Annotated in this window: 19 protein-coding genes; 14 read left to right on the top strand and 5 right to left on the bottom strand. The window is 41.3% G+C overall.

Features of this window, described 5'->3' with window-relative positions; all coding sequences use genetic code 11:
• The first annotated feature begins 7 nt into the window (after positions 1-7).
• Together aroG and RDV53_RS09890 are read left to right on the top strand one after the other, a co-directional pair.
• Entirely contained in the window at positions 8-1,099 is a 1,092-nt protein-coding gene (gene aroG / locus RDV53_RS09895; protein ID WP_005696279.1) for a 3-deoxy-7-phosphoheptulonate synthase AroG, read from the top strand.
• A gap of 123 nt (positions 1,100-1,222) precedes the next feature.
• Positions 1,223-2,140 (top strand): LysO family transporter, encoded by a 918-nt coding sequence (locus RDV53_RS09890; protein ID WP_172461370.1) that lies wholly within the window; start codon positions 1,223-1,225, stop codon positions 2,138-2,140.
• 77 nt (positions 2,141-2,217) lie between these two features.
• Here RDV53_RS09890 and hypF read toward each other — a convergent pair whose 3' ends face one another.
• Entirely contained in the window at positions 2,218-4,485 is a 2,268-nt protein-coding gene (gene hypF, locus RDV53_RS09885) for a carbamoyltransferase HypF (RefSeq protein ID WP_005696276.1), read from the bottom strand.
• A gap of 13 nt (positions 4,486-4,498) precedes the next feature.
• Positions 4,499-4,774 (bottom strand): hydrogenase maturation factor HybG, encoded by a 276-nt coding sequence (hybG, locus tag RDV53_RS09880; RefSeq protein WP_005696275.1) that lies wholly within the window; start codon positions 4,772-4,774, stop codon positions 4,499-4,501.
• Positions 4,775-5,120: 346 nt separating this feature from the next.
• Between hybG and RDV53_RS09875 the strand changes: the two genes are divergently transcribed.
• The 12 genes from RDV53_RS09875 (at position 5,121) to fdhF (ending at position 18,826) form a co-directional block, all read left to right on the top strand.
• Complete coding sequence (locus RDV53_RS09875) at positions 5,121-5,720, top strand: 4Fe-4S dicluster domain-containing protein (protein ID WP_014065505.1); 600 nt, start codon at positions 5,121-5,123, stop codon at positions 5,718-5,720.
• Between the two features lie 37 nt (positions 5,721-5,757).
• Positions 5,758-7,779, top strand: a complete 2,022-nt coding sequence (hyfB, locus tag RDV53_RS09870; protein WP_005696273.1) for a hydrogenase 4 subunit B — start codon at positions 5,758-5,760, stop codon at positions 7,777-7,779.
• A 10-nt stretch (positions 7,780-7,789) separates the two neighbouring features.
• Positions 7,790-8,752 carry a respiratory chain complex I subunit 1 family protein gene (locus RDV53_RS09865; protein ID WP_005696272.1) on the top strand — a complete coding sequence of 321 codons (963 nt, stop codon included), beginning with the start codon at positions 7,790-7,792 and terminating at the stop codon, positions 8,750-8,752.
• 11 nt (positions 8,753-8,763) lie between these two features.
• Positions 8,764-10,209, top strand: a complete 1,446-nt coding sequence (locus RDV53_RS09860; RefSeq protein ID WP_005696271.1) for a hydrogenase 4 subunit D — start codon at positions 8,764-8,766, stop codon at positions 10,207-10,209.
• A gap of 15 nt (positions 10,210-10,224) precedes the next feature.
• Positions 10,225-10,863 carry a hydrogenase 4 membrane subunit gene (gene hyfE / locus RDV53_RS09855; RefSeq protein ID WP_005696270.1) on the top strand — a complete coding sequence of 213 codons (639 nt, stop codon included), beginning with the start codon at positions 10,225-10,227 and terminating at the stop codon, positions 10,861-10,863.
• A gap of 4 nt (positions 10,864-10,867) precedes the next feature.
• Positions 10,868-12,406 (top strand): hydrogenase 4 subunit F, encoded by a 1,539-nt coding sequence (locus tag RDV53_RS09850; protein WP_005696269.1) that lies wholly within the window; start codon positions 10,868-10,870, stop codon positions 12,404-12,406.
• Positions 12,407-12,425: 19 nt separating this feature from the next.
• Positions 12,426-14,156 (top strand): hydrogenase large subunit, encoded by a 1,731-nt coding sequence (locus RDV53_RS09845; RefSeq protein ID WP_005696268.1) that lies wholly within the window; start codon positions 12,426-12,428, stop codon positions 14,154-14,156.
• A gap of 12 nt (positions 14,157-14,168) precedes the next feature.
• Entirely contained in the window at positions 14,169-14,816 is a 648-nt protein-coding gene (locus RDV53_RS09840; protein WP_005696267.1) for a formate hydrogenlyase complex iron-sulfur subunit, read from the top strand.
• A complete protein-coding gene (locus RDV53_RS09835; RefSeq protein WP_005696266.1) occupies positions 14,813-15,589 on the top strand; it encodes an NADH-quinone oxidoreductase subunit B family protein in 777 nt (258 codons plus the stop codon). Before RDV53_RS09840 ends, RDV53_RS09835 begins: the two co-directional genes overlap by 4 nt.
• Positions 15,590-15,633: 44 nt before the next feature.
• Positions 15,634-16,041 carry a formate hydrogenlyase maturation HycH family protein gene (gene hycH / locus RDV53_RS09830; protein WP_005696265.1) on the top strand — a complete coding sequence of 136 codons (408 nt, stop codon included), beginning with the start codon at positions 15,634-15,636 and terminating at the stop codon, positions 16,039-16,041.
• The gene (hycI, locus tag RDV53_RS09825) at positions 16,031-16,489 is read left to right on the top strand and encodes a hydrogenase maturation peptidase HycI (RefSeq protein WP_005696264.1); all 459 of its coding nucleotides are present in this window, start codon (positions 16,031-16,033) and stop codon (positions 16,487-16,489) included. Before hycH ends, hycI begins: the two co-directional genes overlap by 11 nt.
• 177 nt (positions 16,490-16,666) lie before the next feature.
• Positions 16,667-18,826 carry a formate dehydrogenase subunit alpha gene (gene fdhF / locus RDV53_RS09820; protein WP_232620862.1) on the top strand — a complete coding sequence of 720 codons (2,160 nt, stop codon included), beginning with the start codon at positions 16,667-16,669 and terminating at the stop codon, positions 18,824-18,826.
• A gap of 84 nt (positions 18,827-18,910) precedes the next feature.
• Here fdhF and RDV53_RS09815 read toward each other — a convergent pair whose 3' ends face one another.
• From RDV53_RS09815 to cbiM, 3 genes are read right to left on the bottom strand one after another with little or no spacing between them, the layout of a single operon-like run.
• Positions 18,911-19,552 (bottom strand): energy-coupling factor ABC transporter ATP-binding protein, encoded by a 642-nt coding sequence (locus tag RDV53_RS09815; protein WP_005696260.1) that lies wholly within the window; start codon positions 19,550-19,552, stop codon positions 18,911-18,913.
• Positions 19,552-20,196, bottom strand: a complete 645-nt coding sequence (locus RDV53_RS09810; protein ID WP_005696259.1) for an energy-coupling factor transporter transmembrane component T family protein — start codon at positions 20,194-20,196, stop codon at positions 19,552-19,554. Before RDV53_RS09810 ends, RDV53_RS09815 begins: the two co-directional genes overlap by 1 nt.
• Positions 20,193-20,804 (bottom strand): cobalt transporter CbiM, encoded by a 612-nt coding sequence (gene cbiM, locus RDV53_RS09805; protein WP_005696258.1) that lies wholly within the window; start codon positions 20,802-20,804, stop codon positions 20,193-20,195. The genes RDV53_RS09810 and cbiM overlap by 4 nt, the downstream gene beginning before the upstream one ends.

Here is a 20,804-nt window from a genome sequence, read left to right as displayed (position 1 = left end):
GTGACATATGGCGACGAAGAAAGAAGAAATCGAAGTAAAAGTTGCAAATGATGATACCCGAATTGAAAAAGTCGATCAGGTATTACCCCCAATTGCCTTATTAGAAAAATTTCCTGCAAGTCAAGAAGCGGCTGATTTAGTTCATGAAACCCGCTTGCACGCACACAATATTATTCATGGAAAAGATGACCGTTTACTTGTAGTAATTGGTCCTTGTTCTATTCATGATCCTAAAGCCGCATTAGATTATGCCAAACGTTTAAAAGTATTACGTGATGAATATAAAGATACACTTGAAGTGGTGATGCGTGTTTACTTTGAAAAACCGCGTACAACAGTAGGTTGGAAAGGCTTAATTAACGATCCTTATTTAAATGATACATATCGTTTAAATGATGGTTTACGTATTGCACGTAAATTATTATCTGACATCAATAATTTAGGCGTCCCGTCAGCAGGTGAGTTCTTAGATATGATCACACCACAATATGTGGCTGATTTCATGAGCTGGGGCGCAATTGGTGCGAGAACAACTGAATCTCAAGTACACCGAGAATTAGCTTCAGGCTTATCTTGTGCGGTAGGCTTTAAAAATGGCACAAATGGTGGCGTGAAAGTCGCCTTAGATGCAATGGGCGCGGCAGAAGCTTCGCATTATTTCTTGTCTGTGACAAAATTTGGTCATTCTGCCATTGTTTCAACAAAAGGAAATGAAGACTGTCACATCATTTTACGTGGTGGGGATAAAGGTCCTAACTATAAAGCAGAAGATGTTGCAAAAGTTTGTGCAGAGATCGAAAAATCAGGTCGTATTCCACATGTAATGGTTGATTTCAGTCATGCAAATAGTAGCAAACAATTTAAAAAACAAATGGAAGTTTGTGAAGATGTTTGCCAGCAAATTGCAGGTGGTTCAAAGCAGATCTTCGGTGTTATGGTGGAAAGTCATATCGTTGAAGGTCGTCAAGACTTAGTCGATGGTAAAGCTCAGACTTACGGGCAAAGTATCACTGATGCTTGTATCGGTTGGGAAGATACAGAAATCGTGTTAAAACAGTTATCCGATGCTGTATTAGCACGTCGCCAAGTAAATGGCTAATAAATTTAATTTTTTAGATGATTAAAAGTGCGGTCAATTTTGACCGCACTTTTTTTATGCGCTTTGAAAAAATGGGATAAAAAGGGTATGCTAGCTCTAATGGAATAAGAAAGGAAATGTATGATGCAGGATATGATAAATGGCTTATTAATTGTCTTAATACCAATGGTGTTAGGTTATTTATTAAAGGTCAATAATAAATCCTATATTGCAAAAATAAATCATATCGTGATGTTTTTGCTTTATATTATTCTTTTCTTAATGGGCTATTTACTTGGTCAGTTAGATGATTTAGAGCATAAACTGCCGATTATTGGCACAACTGCGGTGACACTGTCTGCGATCATTTTGGGATCTAATATGGTTGGTTTGATGCTTTATGACCGCTTTAACCCCGCTGAGCCACTTAAATCACAAGGTAAAATTGATTCTCGTTGGCACTCCTTAATTGACTCACTCAAACTTTCCGGCACGGTAGTGATCGGCACCCTTTGTGGTTTCTTATTCAAATCCTATCTCATGTTACCTACCGGAATTAATCTGTATGTATTGATCGTACTGATTTTCTTTGTGGGGATTCAGCTAAGAAATAACGGTATTTCCTTAAAAGAGGCCCTTTTCAATAAACGAGGTTTCCAAACAGGGATGGTGTTTACTTTTACTTCATTATTAGGTGGTATCATTGCTGCTTTCGTTTTGGCTATGCCAATTACACAAGGGCTGGCATTTGCCTCTGGAATGGGTTGGTATTCGTTATCTAGTGTAGTATTGACCAATGCATGGGGACCGGTGCAGGGCAGTATTGCCTTTTTTAATGACTTATCCCGTGAAATTGTCAGCTTATTTGTGATCCCATTATTTATGCGTCATTTCCGTTCGACTGCAATTGGGATTACGGGTGCGACAGCAATAGATTGTACCTTGCCAATTATTCAAAAAGCAGGAGGTATTGAAGTCACGCCAATTGCGATTTCATTCGGCTTTGTTACGAATATTCTGCCACCGTTACTATTGGTTTTCTTTTCCAGTATTCCGTTATAAAAAAGAAATACAAAAATAAAAGAGTTAATCGTCACTTTTCGATTAACTCTTTTTCTTATATTTAACATTAAGGATGATCAGTTTCTATGCATGGCAATAACCGCCTGACCTAAACTGAGTCCGCCATCACCCATCGGTAGTTTATGCGCACTCAGTACATGGAATTCGCTCAGATTTTCTTTTAATAAGCGACGTAGCAGTTGGTTATGCATCACGCCGCCAGACAGCACGATAGTACGGCATTGGTATTTTCGTGCTTGGTTCGCAGCAAGTTCAGCAAAACCTTGGGCGAGAGCATAATGAAAGGCAAAGGCTTTATCTGCGACAGGCGCCTGGTAATTCAACCAACTTTGCCAGAAATAAGCCAAATCCAGTTTATTACCGATAAGCGGCATTTTTACTGGAATATTGACCGCACTTTGTGCTTGTGTTGCCAAAGATGAGGTATTTGCCAGTGCTTCTAAATGACAGGCAGCTTCGCCCTCCCAAGAAACAATGGTTGGTGCAATACCGAGAGCATAAGCTACGGCATCAAATAAACGACCCGCAGATGATATAGGTGGGCAATTGAGTCCACGTTCAATGGCGTTGACTAATATTTGCCAATTCGGTTCGGTACAGGTTTTGGTGAGAATTTCTTGCCATTGTGGTACAAATTGATGCAGGTGAGCCAACCAGTTGCGCCAAGGTTGTTTAGCTGCAAGATCGCCTCCCGGCAGAGCCACAGCAGGCAGACCACCTAAATATTGATTATGTTGATAGTCAACGAGTAGACATTCGCCCCCCCAAAGCTGTCCATTTTCCCCCATGCCAATACCGTCTAGTGCAAGACCGATTACAGGTTCATTGCAATGATGTTCGGCCATCACGCTGACAATATGAGCATGATGATGGAGTACTTCGATGGGGGGGATTTGTTGCTGCTCAGCAAGTTGTTTTCCGATAGAAGATGAAAAATAGTCAGGGTGAGTATCCACCGCGATGATGTCTGGTTTAAATTGGTAAATCTGCTGAAATAATGCAAGGTTTTCACTTAATTGTGACCGCACTTGTTCATTTGCTGTATCGCCAATATGTTGACTCAGTATGGCTTTGTTGTGACGTAGTAAGCAGAAGGTATTTTTCAGATCAGAACCCAATGCTAATACATTTTTTGTGCTTTGTGTTTCAAGCGGTATTTCATCAGGTACATAGCCACGAGCACGGCGTAATGTTTCTAATCCATCGAAGGCAACGCGAACAAGGCTATCATCGGCACGTTGTAGAATATCGCGATTGTGACAAAGATAAAAATCCGCTAAATCAGCTAATTGTTCCACTGCATATTCATTTTTCAATACAGGAGGTTGCCCACTGGCATTCGCAGAGGTCATCACGAGCGGACGATTAATCGCGCGTAATAACAAATGTTGTAGTGGATTACTTGGAAGCATGACGCCGATTTCTTGCAAGTTAGGTGCGATGTTATCAGCAATATTGGGTACTTTATGTTTTGCTAGTAGTACAATCGGTGCTGCACTGCTGGTTAGCAATTCTGTTTCTTGAGAACTCAAATTCTGTAAAAACTGCAGATCTGGCACCATAATGGCTAATGGTTTTGTGGGACGATGTTTCCGTTGACGTAATAAATCAACCGTCTTTTGATTATTCGAATCACAGGCTAGATGGAAACCGCCTAAGCCTTTTACCGCGACGATGTAACCTTGTTGCAATAAAAGTGCGGTCTGTTTTAGCGCGGTTTCATGAGTAGCGAGTGTCTCTTCTCGATCCTGCAACCAGATATGGGGTCCACAGACTGAACAAGCATTGGGTTGAGCATGAAAACGACGATCAGCGGGATCTTTATATTCTTTTTCACATTGTGGACAAAGTGGAAAAACAGACATCGCCGTGTTTTTTCGATCGTAAGGAATTGCCTTAATGATAGTAAAACGTGGGCCGCAATGGGTACAATTGGTAAAAGGGTAGTGATAACGTCGATTGTTGGGATCGAATAAATCAGCTAAACAATGTGGACAGGTTGCTGCATCGGGAATAATTTGCGTGTCCATTTGATTGTTTTCGCTTTCCCGGATAGTAAAGCTTGTTACTGTGGCTGCGTCAGGCCAATCTATGGCGCGCTGAGTAATGTCAGTAATTTGCGCTAGAGGTGGGAGTTTATTTTGTAGGTCGGATAAAAATTGCTCAATTGCATTTGCTGGTGGAGAGACAAAACGAATTAACACGCCTTGTCCATCATTATTGACATCTCCATTTAATCCATATTGATTTGCCAGAAGCCAGACAAAAGGGCGAAACCCCACGCCCTGAACTTTTCCTTTTATGCGTAATTCGATCCCTTGCATAACGCAATCCTGTTTATTTTTGATTGAGACCAAGAAAATCGCCGACTTCGTGTTCTAGCTGGCTCATCGCAATTAAGGCTTCTTGAGTCTGTTTTGCTTCTTCTTCATCAATAATTGTCATGGCAAAACCAACGTGTACGAGCACCCATTTGCCAACCAGAGGTTTTGGGTCATCCTGACAAATTAATGAAATATTAACTTCTCTTTTTACTCCGCAGACATCGACTACAGCAAGCTGTAATGCGCTGTCAGCTACTTGAATGATCTGTCCCGGAATACCTAAACACATAATCTGTCCTTAGTTAGAATGTTTATGAGATGAATCGTTTATTGTGTTTCAATAAACGTACTGTGCGTGTGAAATTTTATCATGTAACCACCTAAATTTGTATAGCCATATCTTAAATAAGGCTACTGCATTTTTGTTTAAAATCTGTTCACATTTTTAACATAAAATTATTATGTTTCACTGTTATTTAACAGGTGTATCACAGTAATAGAAAAACAATGAAAATCTTTTGATCTTAATCACAAATTTTCGAATTAGTTCTTGAGCTTTACTTTTTTACAGGAGTATCCTTACTTCTAGAGTGGTTATTGTAAAAAACGTTATTTACATACAAGGAGGGGAGTGTATGAATCGTTTTGTAATCGGTGATCCGAAGGATTGCATTGGATGCAACACCTGTATGGCCGCTTGTAGCGAAGTGCATAAAGCTTTCGGATTACAATCTTTTCCACGCTTACAAGTCATGCGTAATGATGATGTAACCGTGCCAATTCTCTGTCGTCATTGTGATGATTCACCATGTGCTACCGTGTGCCCGGTGCACGCAATCACACACATTAATGACACCATTCAACTTAACGAAAGTCTCTGTATCGGTTGTAAACTTTGTGGTATTGCTTGCCCATTCGGTGCAATTACTCAACATGGTTCTGCACCGATTGACGCACCAACCTATTATGAAGGATTCTCCTTCACTGATGCGGTAAAACGAGATATTCGTACTGCACCAGATAATACGGATTTACACAATATGCTGGCATGGCAACCTGGCGTGAAAGCTATTGCGGTGAAATGCGATCTTTGCTATTTCCGTGAAGATGGTCCGGCTTGTGTACAAACCTGTCCGACCAAAACATTATTTATTATTAGTGATGAGAGTATCAAGCAGGCTAACGAAAGAAAACGTGAAATGGCAATGGTTTCTTCGCCTGCTATTCCAAGATAATTAGTGTGTTTTAACTTGTAATCAATGGAGTGATATTATGAGTTTACCTATCAATTTACTCATCACGACCCTGTTGATTTATGTCGTAGGTGCGTTTATTTCGCTCGCAGTGAGACGAAACGAACAACTTTCAATCAATATATCCGGCGTGACCGGTGTACTTGCTGGAGTGTTAGGTATTGTTGCCTGCATCCCCGTTCTGATCAGCAGCGACACAGTCGTTGATGTTTTTAAAACCCCATTTGAATTTGCCTCATTTTCCATCCGTATTGATGGATTGGCGGCGTTTATGGTGTGTGTAATTTCTTTATTAGTTATTGTGACCGCACTTTATTCTTTCTCTTATGTGAAAGAATACAAAGGTAAAGGCGCAGGTTCTATGGGTTTCTTTATGAATTTATTTATCGCTTCCATGGTTGCGTTAGTTACCAGCGATAATGCGTTCTACTTCCTTGTATTCTTTGAAATGATGTCATTGGCATCTTATTTCTTAGTCCTTACCGAACAAGATGATAATGCCGTAAATGCAGGCTTGCTTTATTTCTTTATTGCGCATGCCGGTTCGGTATTAATTATGATCGCCTTCTTCATTTTCTACTGCTATGCCGGTAGTTTTGAATTTAGCGCATTCCGTCAAACAACTTTGCCAGCACCGCTTGCCTTTACTGCCTTTATTTTGGCATTTTTAGGTTTTGGCGCAAAAGCAGGTATGATTCCATTACACAGCTGGTTACCGAAAGCTCACCCGGCTGCACCTTCTCATGCATCAGCGATGATGTCTGGTGTGATGGTTAAAATCGGTATCTTCGGGATCATTAAAGTGGGTGTTGATCTTCTCGGTTCTACCAATGTTTGGTATGGCGTTATCGTACTCGGTGTCGGTGCGGTATCTTCCGTACTCGGTGTACTTTATGCCTTGGCAGAACATGATATCAAAAAACTCTTGGCTTATCACACGGTAGAAAATATCGGCATCATTATGATGGGTGTGGGCGTTGGTATGATTGGTATCGCGACACATCATCCAGTATTAGCAACCGTGGGCTTACTTGGTGGGTTATACCACTTACTTAACCATGCTGTGTTCAAAGGCTTGTTATTCTTAGGTGCAGGTTCAGTAATGTATCGCTTGCATACTAAAGATATGGACTTAATGGGCGGCTTAGGCAAACTTATGCCTTACACTGCGTTTTGTTTCTTAATCGGTACCATGGCGATTTCTGCATTGCCACCGTTTAATGGTTTCGTCAGTGAATGGTTTACTTATCAATCTTTATTCACCTTAAGCCAAAGTGATGATTTCGTATTAAAACTTGCCGGCCCGATTGCCATCATTATGTTGGCATTAACGGGGGCGTTAGCAGCACTTTGTTTCGTGAAAGTGTACGGTATCAGCTTCGGTGGTGCACCGCGTAGCGAAAAAGCAGCCAATGCACGTGAAGTACCAAAACCAATGGTGATTGCCATGGCAGTGTTGGCGTTATGTTGTGTGTTGTTAGGTGTGGGTGCATCTGTTGTAACGCCAATAATTGCGAAAATTTCGACCGCACTTACTCATAGCGAACCGCTAATGTTGGCTCAAAATGGAGTAGTAGTCGCACAAGCTGAACCGCATACCGCACTTTCAACACCGATGGTGACTATCATGCTATTGGCATTCTTCTTCTTGCCATTTAGTTTTTACGCCTTCACCAAAAATCAACGTTTATCCGATCGTGCGAAAGGCAATCCATGGGCTTGTGGTTATGCTTATGAACAAGATATGGCGGCTTCTGCAGGTAGTTTTACTCGTCCATTACGTACGATTTTCAAACCGCTTTATACCTTGCGCGAAGTATTGGATCCCGCCCCTTTAGGTGATAAAGGTATCCAAGCGGTAATTAAAGGCGCAACAAAAACAGAACCTTTCTGGGAAGAAAAAGTGACGATGCCAATCGCTCGTTTGATTCCTTGGTTAGGAACAAAACTTCAATGGTTGCAACAAGGCGACTTCCGTGTGTACTGCGTGTACTTCGTGATTGCTTTGATGGCATTACTACTTTCCATTGGGTTGATGTAGGAGGTTGAAAATGATTACGTTACCTTCAGAAATTGCAACATCTGCCGGAATGTTTGTATTTGCCATTGTGCAAGCCTTGATTTTGCTTGTCCTTGCACCGTTATTTTCCGGTATTTCACGTATGATCCGTGCGCGTATTCAATCTCGTCGCGGTCCTGGCGTGTTACAAGATTATCGCGATATTGCGAAATTAATGAAACGTCAAAACATTTGGCCTGACAATGCGGGTTGGGTTTCTAAAGTGATGCCTTATGTGCTAATTAGTACCGTGATGGTAGTCGCCATGAGTTTGCCTTTATTTACTCGTGTTGCACCATTTGGCGCTGGCAGTGATTTAATCACCGTGATTTACTTATTCGCCTTGTTCCGTTTCTTCTTTTCAATTGCGGGTTTGGATTCAAACAGCACATTCTCAAGTTTAGGAGCAAGTCGTGAAGTCACATTAGGTGTCTTGGTAGAGCCAATTCTCATGTTGGCATTCCTTGTCATTGCGTTAATTGCCGGTTCAACCAATTTTGCAGTTATTGGTAATGCACTTTCCGAAAACACTTGGCAATATCCAATTGCGACAGTGATTGCTATCGCTGCAGCATTCTTCGCCGTATTTATTGAAATGGGTAAAATTCCATTTGATTTGGCAGAAGCAGAACAAGAATTACAAGAAGGTCCATTGACTGAATACTCTGGTCCGGCACTTGCCTTATTAAAAGCCGGCTTAAGCTTAAAATCAATGGTTGTAGCATCTATCTTTGTGAGCGTGTTGCTTCCGTTTGGTATCCCGACAGAGATGAGCTTAAGTGCGGTCATTTTAGGCGGCGTTTTATTCTTCGTGAAATTATTAGTGGTGTTCGTATTGGCTTGTGTTTTTGAAAACACACTTTCTCGTACCCGCTTTATGTTAACAGGACGTTTAACCGTGGTCGGCTTCGGCATTTCTGTGTTAGCGTTTGTATTTTACTTCACTGGGTTGTAAGGAGGACAAATATGGAACGTTTAGCTCTGATTACAATCATTTTACCTTTCGTAGGGGCGTTTATTGTCGGTTTGAACAAAAAACACTTTGCTCAAATTGCTACAGTATTTGCTGCGCTTGCTACGTTGGGAACCTTGTTAGTTGCAGGACAATGGTTTGCCGATGGCCATCAAAGTGTTACTTATGACATCGTTGCTTTTGATAAAACCGCGATCTTTGGTGTAACGCTTGATGCAGTCAGTACATTAATTGCTTTTGCTGTTGTAGCCTTAGGTTTCTTAATCTGCTTATATTCTTGCGGCTATTTAACCGATAAAAACCGTGAACATCCACATAATGGGTTACCACGTTTTTATGCATTCTTGCTCATTTTTATCGGTGCCATGGCAGGCTTGGTCTATTCCTCAACTTTAGCAGGACAATTATTGTTCTTCGAAATTACTGGGGGATGTTCTTGGGCATTAATCAGTTATTACCAAACACCAAAAGCTCAAGCAGCCGCAATGAAAGCCTTGATTATCACCCACATGGGGGCAATTGGGTTATATATTGCCGCAGCTTATTTATTCAGCCAATCAGGTACTTTCTCTATCACTGCGTTAGAACATTTAGACCCGAGTGCGAAAACCATCGTGTTATTCGGTGTGATGTTTGCTGCGTGGGGGAAATCAGCACAATTACCAATGCAAATTTGGTTGCCGAATGCGATGGAAGCTCCAACACCGGTGAGTGCGTATTTGCACGCTGCATCAATGGTAAAAGTTGGGGTGTATATCTTCGCTCGTTCAGTTATGTCTGCTGGTGAGATTCCACATATTGTGGGCGAAGTCGGCATCATCATGGCGATGATTACCTTAATTTATGGCTTCTTGATGTACTTGCCGCAAACTGACTTAAAACGTTTATTGGCGTATTCAACAATTACCCAACTTTCTTATATTTTCATTGGGATTTCTCTTGCTGCATTAGGCTCTAAATTGGCCTTTGTGGCAGCGATTAGCTACATCTTCAACCATGCTTTCGCGAAAAGCTTATTCTTCTTGGTCGCAGGTTCATTAAGTTATGCGACAGGAACTCGTTCTATGCCATTACTACAAGGTATTATGCGTACAATGCCAGTGGTAGGGGCAGGATTTGGCGTAGCCGCGTTAGCGATTGCCGGGGTGCCACCGTTTAACGGATTCTTCAGTAAATATCCATTATTTGCGGCCGGATTTGAATTAGGGCATGAATATGGCTGGATTACTTGGTTAATGGTGCTTGCTTTAGTTGAATCTACCGCGACATTCGTATGGTTGTTGTATAAATTCGGACAATGTGTCATCGGTAAACCATCAGAAGCGGTTGCCAATGCACAACCTATACCATTCTCTATGCGTTTCGTGTTAGTTGTATTAATGGTGATGTCCGTGGTGTCCAGTTTTATCGCCGCATATTGGTTAGGTTTGGCTGGTTAGGTTAAGGAGGAATCTATGTTAATGATAAATGGACTTGCGTGTTTACTCATTATTACCTCTCTTTGCGTAATTATGGTTCGAACCGCCAAAAAAGCTGCGTTATTTTACAGTTTGCAATCGTTGGTATTGGTATTGTTGTTTGTCTATCTTGCCAATGAAATGCAAGCCCATGAACTTTATATGTGGTCAATTAGCGCATTTATTACCAAAGTGCTTTTGGTACCAGCGATTTTAATCTATGCGATGAAAAAAGTTGATGAAAGTCAAACTCCGGCCGGAATAAATGTCGCTTGGTTGATCCCGATCACAGCAGTGATAGTTACATTGTGCTACTTTGTTGTTGTCCCAATCGATTTACCGTTGGTTGCACATCTTAAACCAGCATTATCAGTGTCATTAAGTCACTTCTTATTAGGTTTAGTGTGCATTGTTAGCCAACGCAATATCGTAAAACAAGTGTTCGGTTATTGTTTGATGGAAAACGGTTCTCATCTCACATTAGCCTTACTGGCAAACAAAGCACCTGAGTTAGTGGAAATCGGAATTGCCACAGATGCTATCTTTGCCGTCATCATAATGGTGGTATTGGTAAACAAAATTTACCGTACATTCCATTCATTAGATGCAAAACAACTTATGAGTTTGAAGGGGTAACGCTATGTATGAACAATGGATAATCGCGTTATTAATCGCACCTTTAGCAATATCACTTGCCAGTTTCGCTTGTGGCGTGACAAAAGCACGGACAATTTGTACCGCACTTCATGTTACAGGTTTGATTTTGATGTTAGCATTTGCCTTACAAATTATTAATGGCGTGCTAACTCAGGGGGAAATCAGTGCATTAAATAACTGGGTTTACATCGACAGTCTATCTGCTATTTTCTTAGGTCTTATCGCTATTGTCGGAACGTTAGCCGGTATTTATTCTATCGGTTACATTAGTACTGAATATCGCGAAGGGCATCTTGATTTGAAAACATACTGCAATTATTACGGCTTTTTGCATTTGTTTTTCTTCACCATGATCATTTCTGTGATCACCAATAATGTGATTTTGATGTGGGCAGCCATTGAAGCAACCACATTAAGTTCAGCATTCTTGGTCGGTACATACAAACAAAAAACCTCTCTTGAGGCTGCATGGAAATACATCATTATTTGTTCAGTTGGGGTGGCGTTTGGATTGTATGGCACAATTTTAACGTTCTCTAATGGAACAAATCTTTTAGCTGATCCAAGCCAAGCTATTTTCTGGACAGAAATCAATCAACAGGCAGCAGGTTTAAATCCAATGCTCATGTATCTTGCTTTTGCCTTTATTTTGGTCGGGTTTGGTACTAAATGTGGTTTATTTCCAATGCATACTTGGTTATCTGATGCACACAGTGAGGCTCCAAGTCCTGTGAGTGCGATTTTATCAGCGGTATTATTGAACTGTGCCATGTCGGTGGTATTGCGTTATTACATATTAGTTTCTAAAGCAGTTGGTTCTACATACCCTCAAACCTTGTTGTTAGTATTTGGTTTACTTTCTGTATTAGTCGCGGCGTTGTTTATTATCGTTCAATTCGACATCAAACGTTTATTGGCATACTCCAGTATTGAAAACATGGGTTTAATCAGCTTTGCTTTTGGTTTAGGTGGTCCAATAGGCGTATTTGCTGGGTTATTACATACCATTAACCATAGCTTAGCGAAAACCTTGCTGTTCTGTGCTTCTGGTAACATTTTATTGAAATACAAAACCCGTGATATGAACCAAGTACGTGGTTTATGGCGTGTGGCACCCATGACAGCGGTATTATTTGCCGGTGGTGCATTAGCACTAGGTGGTATTCCACCATTTAACGTATTCGTCAGTGAATTCAGTATTGCTGTTGCGGGTATTTACGCAGGTAAAACTTGGTTAATGGTATTCTGTTTAATTTTACTTACTATCGTGTTAGCTGGATTGTCTTTAATGGTATTAAAAACTGTATTAGGTAAACAACCTGATAATGTTGAAGTGGGGGATGTGAACAAAGTTTCACTCGTGGCGATGGCAATTTTATTGTTATTCATGTTTATTATGGGTATTCATATTGCCGAACCAATTTTGCAGTTATTAAAAAGTGCGGTCGGAATTGTACTCGGATCTGAACAAGTGTCCTTTGGTGAAATGTTAGTTTTACCTTGGCAAAGTTTAGCGCAATGATCGACAGGAGGATAAATATATGGAATTAACTAAAAATACATCAGTCGATCCAGCCAAAATGATTGGCAAAAATTACATTGAAGCAGTCAATGCAAAATTTCCAAATACCATTTTGGATGAGGAGTGGTCAACACAAAATCAGGTTACCCTTACTATTAAAACCAATATGTTACCTGATGTTGTTGAATACCTTTATTATCAACATGAAGGTTGGTTACCTTTGGTTTTTGGGAATGATGAGCGTTCAATTCATGGCAACTATGCAGTGTACTACGTGCTTTCCATGGAAGGGGAAGTGAAAACTTTTATCACTATTAAAGCCTTAGTTGATCCTGTGAGCTTAGAATTTCCGTCTGTGACACCAAAAGTCAAAGCGGCGGTTTGGGGCGAACGTGAATTATTTGACATGTATGGTTTGAAAGTGGTCGGTTTGCCTGACCAACGCCGCTTAGTGTTGCCAGATGATTGGCCGGATGATCTTTATCCGTTACGTAAAGACTCTATGGATTATCGTTTACGTCCTGATCCGACAACCGCGACAGAAACATACGAATTTATTAACGAAAAAGGCGAGGCTCGTATCGTTCCACTTGGCCCGTTACATATCACTTCGGATGAACCAGGACATTTCCGTTTGTTCGTAGATGGGGAAGATATCATTGATGCGGACTATCGTTTGTTCTATGTGCACCGTGGTATGGAAAAATTGGCGGAAACCCGTATGGATTACGACCAAGTTAACTTCCTTGCTGACCGTGTATGTGGGATTTGTGGTTTCACACATAGTGTAGCCTACGCCAACTCTGTAGAAAGTGCTTTAGGGATTAAAATTCCAAAACGAGCTGAATGGATCCGTGCGATTTTATTAGAAGTAGAACGTTTACACAGCCACTTATTAAACTTAGGTCTATCTAGCCACTTTACCGGCTTTGATACTGGCTTTATGCAATTCTTCCGCGTTCGTGAAAAATCCATGACCTTGGCAGAAGTGTTAACCGGTGCACGTAAAACCTATGGTATTAACCTTATCGGTGGTGTGCGTCGTGATATGTTGAAACATCAACGTGAGCAATGTATCAAACTTATCGGTGAAATGCGTGAAGAACTCAAAACCTTAACCGATATTTTATTGAATACACCGAATATGGAACAACGTACGGTGGGTGTCGGTGTCTTGGCAAAAGATATCGCTCGTGACTTCAGCCCGGTTGGTCCAATGATTCGTGGTTCTGGCTTTGCGCGTGATGTACGTAAAGTACATCCATTCTCTGGTTATGGCGATATACCTTTCAATCTCTTCACTGAAGCAAATGGTGACGTATTATCCCGTGTGAAAGTGCGTATTAATGAAGTGTTTGAATCCATGAATATTATTGATTACATGGTGGATAATTTGCCAAGTGGCGAAATCTTAAAAGAAGGTTTCAATTATACGCCTGGACGTTTTGCTTTAGGGATTACTGAGGCACCACGTGGCGAAGATATTCACTGGTCAATGCTAGGTGACAACCAAAAACTTTTCCGTTGGCGTTGTCGTGCTGCCACTTATGCTAACTGGCCAACCTTACGCTATATGTTGCGTGGCAATACAGTGTCTGATGCACCACTTATTATTGGTAGTCTTGACCCTTGCTATTCTTGTACCGACCGTGTAACCGTGGTGGATGTGCGTAAACGCAAAGCGAAAACCGTAGATTATAAAGAGATTGAACGCTACGGTATTGAACGTAAAAATTCACCATTGAAATAGGGGAGGCGGAATATGTTTAAATTACTAAAAACGGTATTTAAAGCAGGTGATGTCACCACCAAATATCCGTTCAAACCTTATGAAGTCGATGAGGATTTTAGAGGAAAACCGGAACTTAATTCTGATCAATGTATTGTCTGTGCGGCTTGTACTATTGCCTGTCCAGCTAATGCGTTGACCATGAGAACGGATCCAGTGACAGGCGACCGTACATGGTCATTATTTCTTGGTCGTTGTATTTTCTGTGGTCGTTGTGAAGAGGTTTGCCCAACTAAAGCCATTCGCTTATCACAAGATTTTGAACTATCAGTGACCAATAAACAGGATCTTTTCCAAGAAACAACCTTTGCAACAGTAACTTGTCAGGAATGTGGTAAACCTTTTATTTCTTATAAAGAATTGAATTACACCATCGATTTATTCAAACAAACTTTGGATAATCCAGAGTTAGTGAAACGAAAATTGGCGGAATTACATACCTGTCCGGTTTGCAAACGTCAACATAGTTTAGAAAAAACCGCAAATATGGAATCCAATATGCGGATGAAATTGATCGACTTTAAGGAGCCAGTTCGCTTGAATTTCAAAAAAGCAATCGAACAACGTGAAGAAAGTGCGGTTGATTTACCTAACGTTTTAGCAGGAGGCGAAAGACGATGAACACTCAAATTCCAATGCCGGTTAATGGTATATCAACACCGTTTAGTATTGATGAAAATATTGCCAAAATGAAACAAACGTTGCTGAAAGATATTCAACGTTCAGCTTACGTTTACCGTGTGGACTGTGGCGGTTGTAATGGGTGTGAAATCGAGATTTTCAGTACTATTACGCCAACATTTGATGCGGAACGTTTTGGTATTAAAGTGGTAGCGTCACCTCGCCATGCGGACATTCTCTTGTTCACTGGTGCGGTTACCCGTGCGATGCGTACGCCAGCCATGCGTGCTTATCAAGCCGCGCCAGATCCAAAAATTTGTATCGCTTACGGGGCTTGCGGTTGCGGCGGTGGTATTTTCCACGATCTCTATTGTGTATGGGGTGGTTCTGACCAAATCGTACCGGTTGATGTCTATATCCCTGGCTGTCCACCAACACCTGCCGCCACCATTTATGGTTTTGCTGTCGCGCTTGGTTTACTTGATCAAAAACTTAAAGGCAAACAAGAAAAAGCCGATCCTAACGCAGAAGCTAAATTACGTTTCCCAACTATTCCGTTGGATTTGCGTATTAGCCTTGAACGTGAAGCACGTCGTCTTGCCGGTTATCGTCAAGGCGGTAACATCGCTAACCAATTTATGGCAATGATGGCAGAAAATGACAAGGTGCCATTTGGTGTACGTTTAGGTGAATACCTAGAACGCGAAGCCGATCCGCGTTTAAGCGAAATCGTCAATCGTTTGCATGCGATTAGTATGCCGTTTTCGGGATAATTAATAATGGGGCAAGTGATTGCCCCTATAAAAATGGGAATGTTATGACAACGAAAGTCTTTTTCTATTTATTAAACGAACGTTTCGTCGAAAACGATGAACAAGTGCCAGAGCAAGCAAAACAGGTGATGTATTACTCTTTGGCGATTGGTCACCATGTTGGCGTAATTGATTGTTTTAAAAAATTACTGGTTTGTGACTACGATGCTTATCAACGTTTTGTAGATAGCTTTCCAGAAGGGGATGCTAAACGTAAATTTGCTGGCTTAATGCGATTTGGTGAAATTGTGATTGATTCCAGCCATGTCAATTTATTGGCGAAAGCAATGGATGAAAATAAAGCCAATTTCACCCCAGAACATCAAGAGTGGGTCGAAATTCTGATGGATACATTAGCATCGATTCAGCGTGAACCTGTGATGTATATTATGGTGAAACGTCGTGACGAATAATGTGATCTTAACCGTTGGCAACAGCATGATGGGGGATGACGGTGCAGGCCCTTATCTCTATCAGCTATTGAGTGAAAATCCATTGCCAAATTGGACCGCACTTGACGGCGGATCAGCACCGGAAAATGTTGCACATATTGTGCGAGACATGAAACCTGATTTGCTTTTAATTTTTGATGCGGCTGATATGGAATTAGCACCAGGCAAAATCCGAATCATTGAGAAAGAAAGCATTGCGGAAATGTTTTTCATGAGTACGCATAATATGCCGCTCAATTACCTCATCGAACAACTGGAACAGGATATTAAGCAAATTGTTTTTGTTGGGCTCCAACCCGATCTGGTTTCCTTTGGTTTTCCAATGACAGAAAGCGTAAAAGAGTCTGTGCAATTTATGTATGATTTTTTAAAAGAGGGAAGATCGCTTGAAGAGATTCCTGTTTTGTAGAAAAAGTGGGGGGATTTTCTAAACATAGTTTAAAAATATTACGAAAACCTGTTTTATATCAATAAATCCATGTTTTTTGTAAGACTATAAGCTGATTTTGGGTGTAATATATACCCAGAATTAATTATTCTAATTCTATCTCTAACCTCGTGTTGTATCTAAAATAAGGACGTTACTATGGCTATTAAAAAAGTAATTACCGTATGTCCGTATTGTGCCTCAGGTTGTAAAATCCATCTTTTGGTGGAAAACAACAAAATTGTGGGAGCTGAAGGTGCAAACGGCAAGACAAACGAAGGGGAGTTATGCCTAAAAGGATATTATGGCTGGGATTTTGTGCATGACACAAAAATCCTGACTCCTCGCCTAACTCAACCGATGATCCGCTACAAACGTGGCGAACCATTCACACCAGTGAGCTGGGAAGAAGCGATTTCTTACACAGCAAAACGTCTCAGTGAAATCAAAGAAAAGTACGGTAACGAATCAATTATGGTAACGGGCTCTTCCCGTGGACCAGGTAACGAAGTGAACTTCGTTATGCAAAAATTCGCCCGTGCGGTATTAGGAAATAACAACATTGACTGTTGTGCGCGCGTGTGACACGGCCCTTCTGTAACAGGTCTGCTCAAATCGGTCGGTAACGGCGCAATGTCCAACTCAATTGTTGAGATTGAAGATACTAAATGCGTATTCATTTTTGGCTATAATGCCTCCACTTCACACCCTATTGTGGCGCGTCGAATTAATCACGCCAAAGCAAAAGGGGCGAAAGTTATTGTTTGTGACCCTCGTAAAATCGAAACAGCCCGTATTGCGGATATTTATGCACCGCTTGCTAACGGGTCTAACGTCGCATTCTTGAATGCGATGATGAATGTGATTTTAGAAGAAGGATTACAAGATCAAAAATTTATTGATGAACACACCGAAAACTTCGATGCGTTCTATGAAACCGTGAAAGCTTATACACCGGAATCCACTCAACACATCACAGGTATTGAACCTGAGATGTTGCGTGAAATTGCCCGCACTTATGCGAAAGCGGAAACTGCTACTATCTTATGGGGTATGGGCGTTTGCCAATTCCGTCAAGGTGTAGAAACCGTACGTGCGTTAGCAAGCTTGGCAATGCTTACCGGTAACTTAGGTAAACCAAATGTTGGTGTAAACCCAGTGCGTGGTCAAAACAACGTACAGGGTGCGTGCGATATGGGTGCGTTATTCAACACATTACCGGGCTATCAAAGTTTTGCTGACCCGGAAATTAATGCAAAATTTGCGAAAGCTTGGGGCGTACCGTCTATTCCAAGCAAACCAGGTGTACCGTTGAGTGAAGTACCTGAAGCGATCATGGAAGATAAAATTAAAGCATTCTATATCATGGGTGAAGATACATTACAAACTGAGCCTGATATTAATGCTGTTAAAAAAGCCTTCGAGAAAGTTGAACTTCTTATCGTTCAAGATATTTTCATGACTCAAACAGCCGCAGAAGCAGATATTTTATTACCTGCGACTTCTTGTGCTGAACATGAAGGTGTATATAGTGCTGCTGACCGTGGTTTCCAACGTTTCTATAAAGCCGTTGAACCAACCGGCGACGTCAAGGATGACTGGGTAATCATTAGCGAACTTGCTACAGCAATGGGCTACCCAATGCACTATAACAATACCAAAGAAATTTGGGATGAACTTCGTTCGCTTTGTCCAATTTACAAAGGGGCAACTTACGAAAAAATGGAAGGCTTGGGTTATATCCAATGGCCATGTACTGACGAAGGTCCTGAAGATCAAGGTACGCAATATTTGTATAAAGGCCAAATCTTCGACCGTCCGAACGGCAAAGCTGAATTCTTTGCTTGCGACTGGGAACCACCGATGGAAGATCTTTCAGAAGAATTTCCATTGGTACTTTCTACCGTACGTGAAGTTGGTCACTATTCCTGCCGTTCTATGACTGGTAACTGCCGTGCACTTGCGGCACTTGCGGATGAACCAGGATTCGTACAAATGAACGATCAAGACGCCAAAGAATTAGGCATTAAAAACAACGACTTGGTTTGGATTGCATCATCACGCGGTAAAGTGATTTCTCGCGCGGATGTGAGCACTCGTACCAACAAAGGCGCTTGTTATATGACCTATCAATGGTGGATCGGTAAATGTAACGAATTAACCGCTGAACATTTGAATCCAGGTTCTAGAACGCCGGAATACAAATATAGCGCGGTTCGTATTGATAAAATCGAAGACCAAGCCTGGGCTGAACGCTATGTGGTAACTGAATACGCGAAATTAAAAAATCGCTTAAAAGAAACCGCACTTGTGGCTTGATTAGCGTCATAAATGAATGACGGGCGAACTTAAATGGTTCGCCCGTTTTTTATTGAATTATTTCCTTACGCATTATGAACGCATTCAGCCATCGTTATCTGTAGCTAAAGATAAGCAGGAATCGGCGAGTGTTTCACTAAAGCGTAAATCATGTGAGGCAATAAGCATTGGTAACTGTAGTTCACGTAAAAGTGCGGTCAGTTTTGCGATATTTTTTACATCCAGTCCATTGGTTGGCTCATCCAATAATAATACTTTTGGCTGCATCGCTAGCACGCCAGCCAGTGCAGTAAAATTCTGTTCACCACCAGATAAGGTATTCACAGAGCGATCTTTTAATCCAACAATATTTAGACGCTCCAACTGTTGTAATGCAATTTGATAGGCTTCATCTCTGTTCAATCCTTGATTGAGAGGACCAAAGGCCACATCATCAAGTACAGTTGGGCCGAAAAGTTGATCGCCAGCATATTGGAAACAGATGCCTACCTTTCCACGTAGTGGTACAAAATCTTTTTCTTGTCTACATACATTACCGAACCAGCGAATTTCTCCTTGTTGGTAAGGTATAAAACCTAATAAGCAATGTAGTAATGTCGATTTCCCACAACCAATATCACCTTGTAAAAAAAGGCGATGGCCTTCAGGGAGTTCAAAAGAAAGGTTATCAATAATCACGCGTTGCTCGCGCATGATCTGTAATTGTTTGACTTCGAGGACGTTCATCAAGATTTATCCTGTGTTTTTTTCACATCATGCAGCTGAAAGCCACGAGCTTTTAGCGCCATTTCTGTTTTTTCTGCTTTAACGAGTGCATGAATTAATAATAGGGCGACACTCTGCGCCGCGATAAATAAGGTTCTGCCATTAAGTTTTGGCTGGTAGCCACGTGCTCGCATTGCCATATCCATCTTTTTATGTACTTCACTGAACACTGAAATATAGCGCACAGTGAGAACAAATAGGTGAAGTAGTTTTTCAGGTAATGGCAAACGGCACAATGCTTGCAATAAAAGGCTCTCGTTCATATCAATTAACAAGAGTCGAGTTAGACTTAAAATCAAATTGAAACGTAGTGTGATGAGCAGTGCAAGCTGAATCCCTATTAGATTTAATGCTAAACCTTGTTCGGTGATTTTCCAGCTTAAGGTTAACCAAACAAGCAAAGTGAAGAAATTTAGTTTTAGCCAATATTTAAAATAACCGGCAAGGGATTTTCGATAGCGTATTAGCGCAATAAATAATCCACTGAGTACCACAAGATTGAGGATAACAAGCGTTGAAATATGTGTCATTGTGCTGACGATAAGTCCACACAAAAACACATAAATTAATCGTAAGTGCGGTTGGAAAATAGCAAGAAAATTCATTTCACCACACTGAGCGCTGTTGGATACATTTTGTTTAACAATAAGACCACACCAACACTGACGATACTGTCGATAATAAATACAGGGATATGTGATATCACCAGTAACATGATCAGATCGCTGTAGGCTTTACCACCATCTAATGCTAAGACAAGAGAGGCAAGCAAGGCTGAACCGCCAACGCCGATCACGCCAGCACCAATACCGGCAGTAATTTGAGTGCGACGGGAATTGTCATTTTCAAGTCTTTTTGCAAATAGCCAATGTACAAGAAGGGCAGGCAATGCCATCACACATAAATTGACACCAAGCACGGCAAATCCACCGAAGGAAAAGAGCAAGACTTGTAATACCAATGCGATTAAAAAGGCAGGGAATACCGCCCAACCAAGAAATAGACCGGCCATGCCGTTTAAGATGAGATGCACGCTGCCAATGCCAACTGGTACATGAATGGTACCGGCAACAAAAAAGGCAGCGGCAAACAATGCCGTTAGCGGCAATTGCTGCGAATTGAGGCGTTTCAGGCCAATCATTACGCAGACTAATGCGACAGCTGCACCTCCAAGCAATACGGGGGTATGCAACACACCTTCCGATAAATGCAT

The organism is Haemophilus parainfluenzae ATCC 33392, from assembly GCF_031191205.1.
Classification (GTDB): domain Bacteria; phylum Pseudomonadota; class Gammaproteobacteria; order Enterobacterales; family Pasteurellaceae; genus Haemophilus_D; species Haemophilus_D parainfluenzae.
Note: the sequence above shows the minus strand (reverse complement) of the source record. Positions and strands in the feature narration are given on the sequence as shown.

Excerpts from the sequence above, each read along its gene's own strand:
- aroG (WP_005696279.1), top strand. The coding sequence starts at position 8 with ATGGCGACGAAGAAAGAAGAAATCGAAGTAAAAGTTGCAAATGATGAT.
- hybG (WP_005696275.1), bottom strand. The coding sequence starts at position 4,774 with ATGTGTTTAGGTATTCCGGGACAGATCATTCAAGTAGCTGACAGCGCA.
- hyfB (WP_005696273.1), top strand. The coding sequence starts at position 5,758 with ATGAGTTTACCTATCAATTTACTCATCACGACCCTGTTGATTTATGTC.
- RDV53_RS09850 (WP_005696269.1), top strand. The coding sequence starts at position 10,868 with ATGTATGAACAATGGATAATCGCGTTATTAATCGCACCTTTAGCAATA.
- cbiM (WP_005696258.1), bottom strand. The coding sequence starts at position 20,804 with ATGCATTTATCGGAAGGTGTGTTGCATACCCCCGTATTGCTTGGAGGT.
- hycH (WP_005696265.1), top strand. The coding sequence starts at position 15,634 with ATGACAACGAAAGTCTTTTTCTATTTATTAAACGAACGTTTCGTCGAA.
- RDV53_RS09835 (WP_005696266.1), top strand. The coding sequence starts at position 14,813 with ATGAACACTCAAATTCCAATGCCGGTTAATGGTATATCAACACCGTTT.
- RDV53_RS09845 (WP_005696268.1), top strand. The coding sequence starts at position 12,426 with ATGGAATTAACTAAAAATACATCAGTCGATCCAGCCAAAATGATTGGC.
- RDV53_RS09840 (WP_005696267.1), top strand. The coding sequence starts at position 14,169 with ATGTTTAAATTACTAAAAACGGTATTTAAAGCAGGTGATGTCACCACC.
- RDV53_RS09865 (WP_005696272.1), top strand. The coding sequence starts at position 7,790 with ATGATTACGTTACCTTCAGAAATTGCAACATCTGCCGGAATGTTTGTA.
- RDV53_RS09890 (WP_172461370.1), top strand. The coding sequence starts at position 1,223 with ATGCAGGATATGATAAATGGCTTATTAATTGTCTTAATACCAATGGTG.
- RDV53_RS09815 (WP_005696260.1), bottom strand. The coding sequence starts at position 19,552 with ATGAACGTCCTCGAAGTCAAACAATTACAGATCATGCGCGAGCAACGC.
- RDV53_RS09810 (WP_005696259.1), bottom strand. The coding sequence starts at position 20,196 with ATGAATTTTCTTGCTATTTTCCAACCGCACTTACGATTAATTTATGTG.
- RDV53_RS09860 (WP_005696271.1), top strand. The coding sequence starts at position 8,764 with ATGGAACGTTTAGCTCTGATTACAATCATTTTACCTTTCGTAGGGGCG.
- hypF (WP_005696276.1), bottom strand. The coding sequence starts at position 4,485 with ATGCAAGGGATCGAATTACGCATAAAAGGAAAAGTTCAGGGCGTGGGG.
- hyfE (WP_005696270.1), top strand. The coding sequence starts at position 10,225 with ATGTTAATGATAAATGGACTTGCGTGTTTACTCATTATTACCTCTCTT.
- RDV53_RS09875 (WP_014065505.1), top strand. The coding sequence starts at position 5,121 with ATGAATCGTTTTGTAATCGGTGATCCGAAGGATTGCATTGGATGCAAC.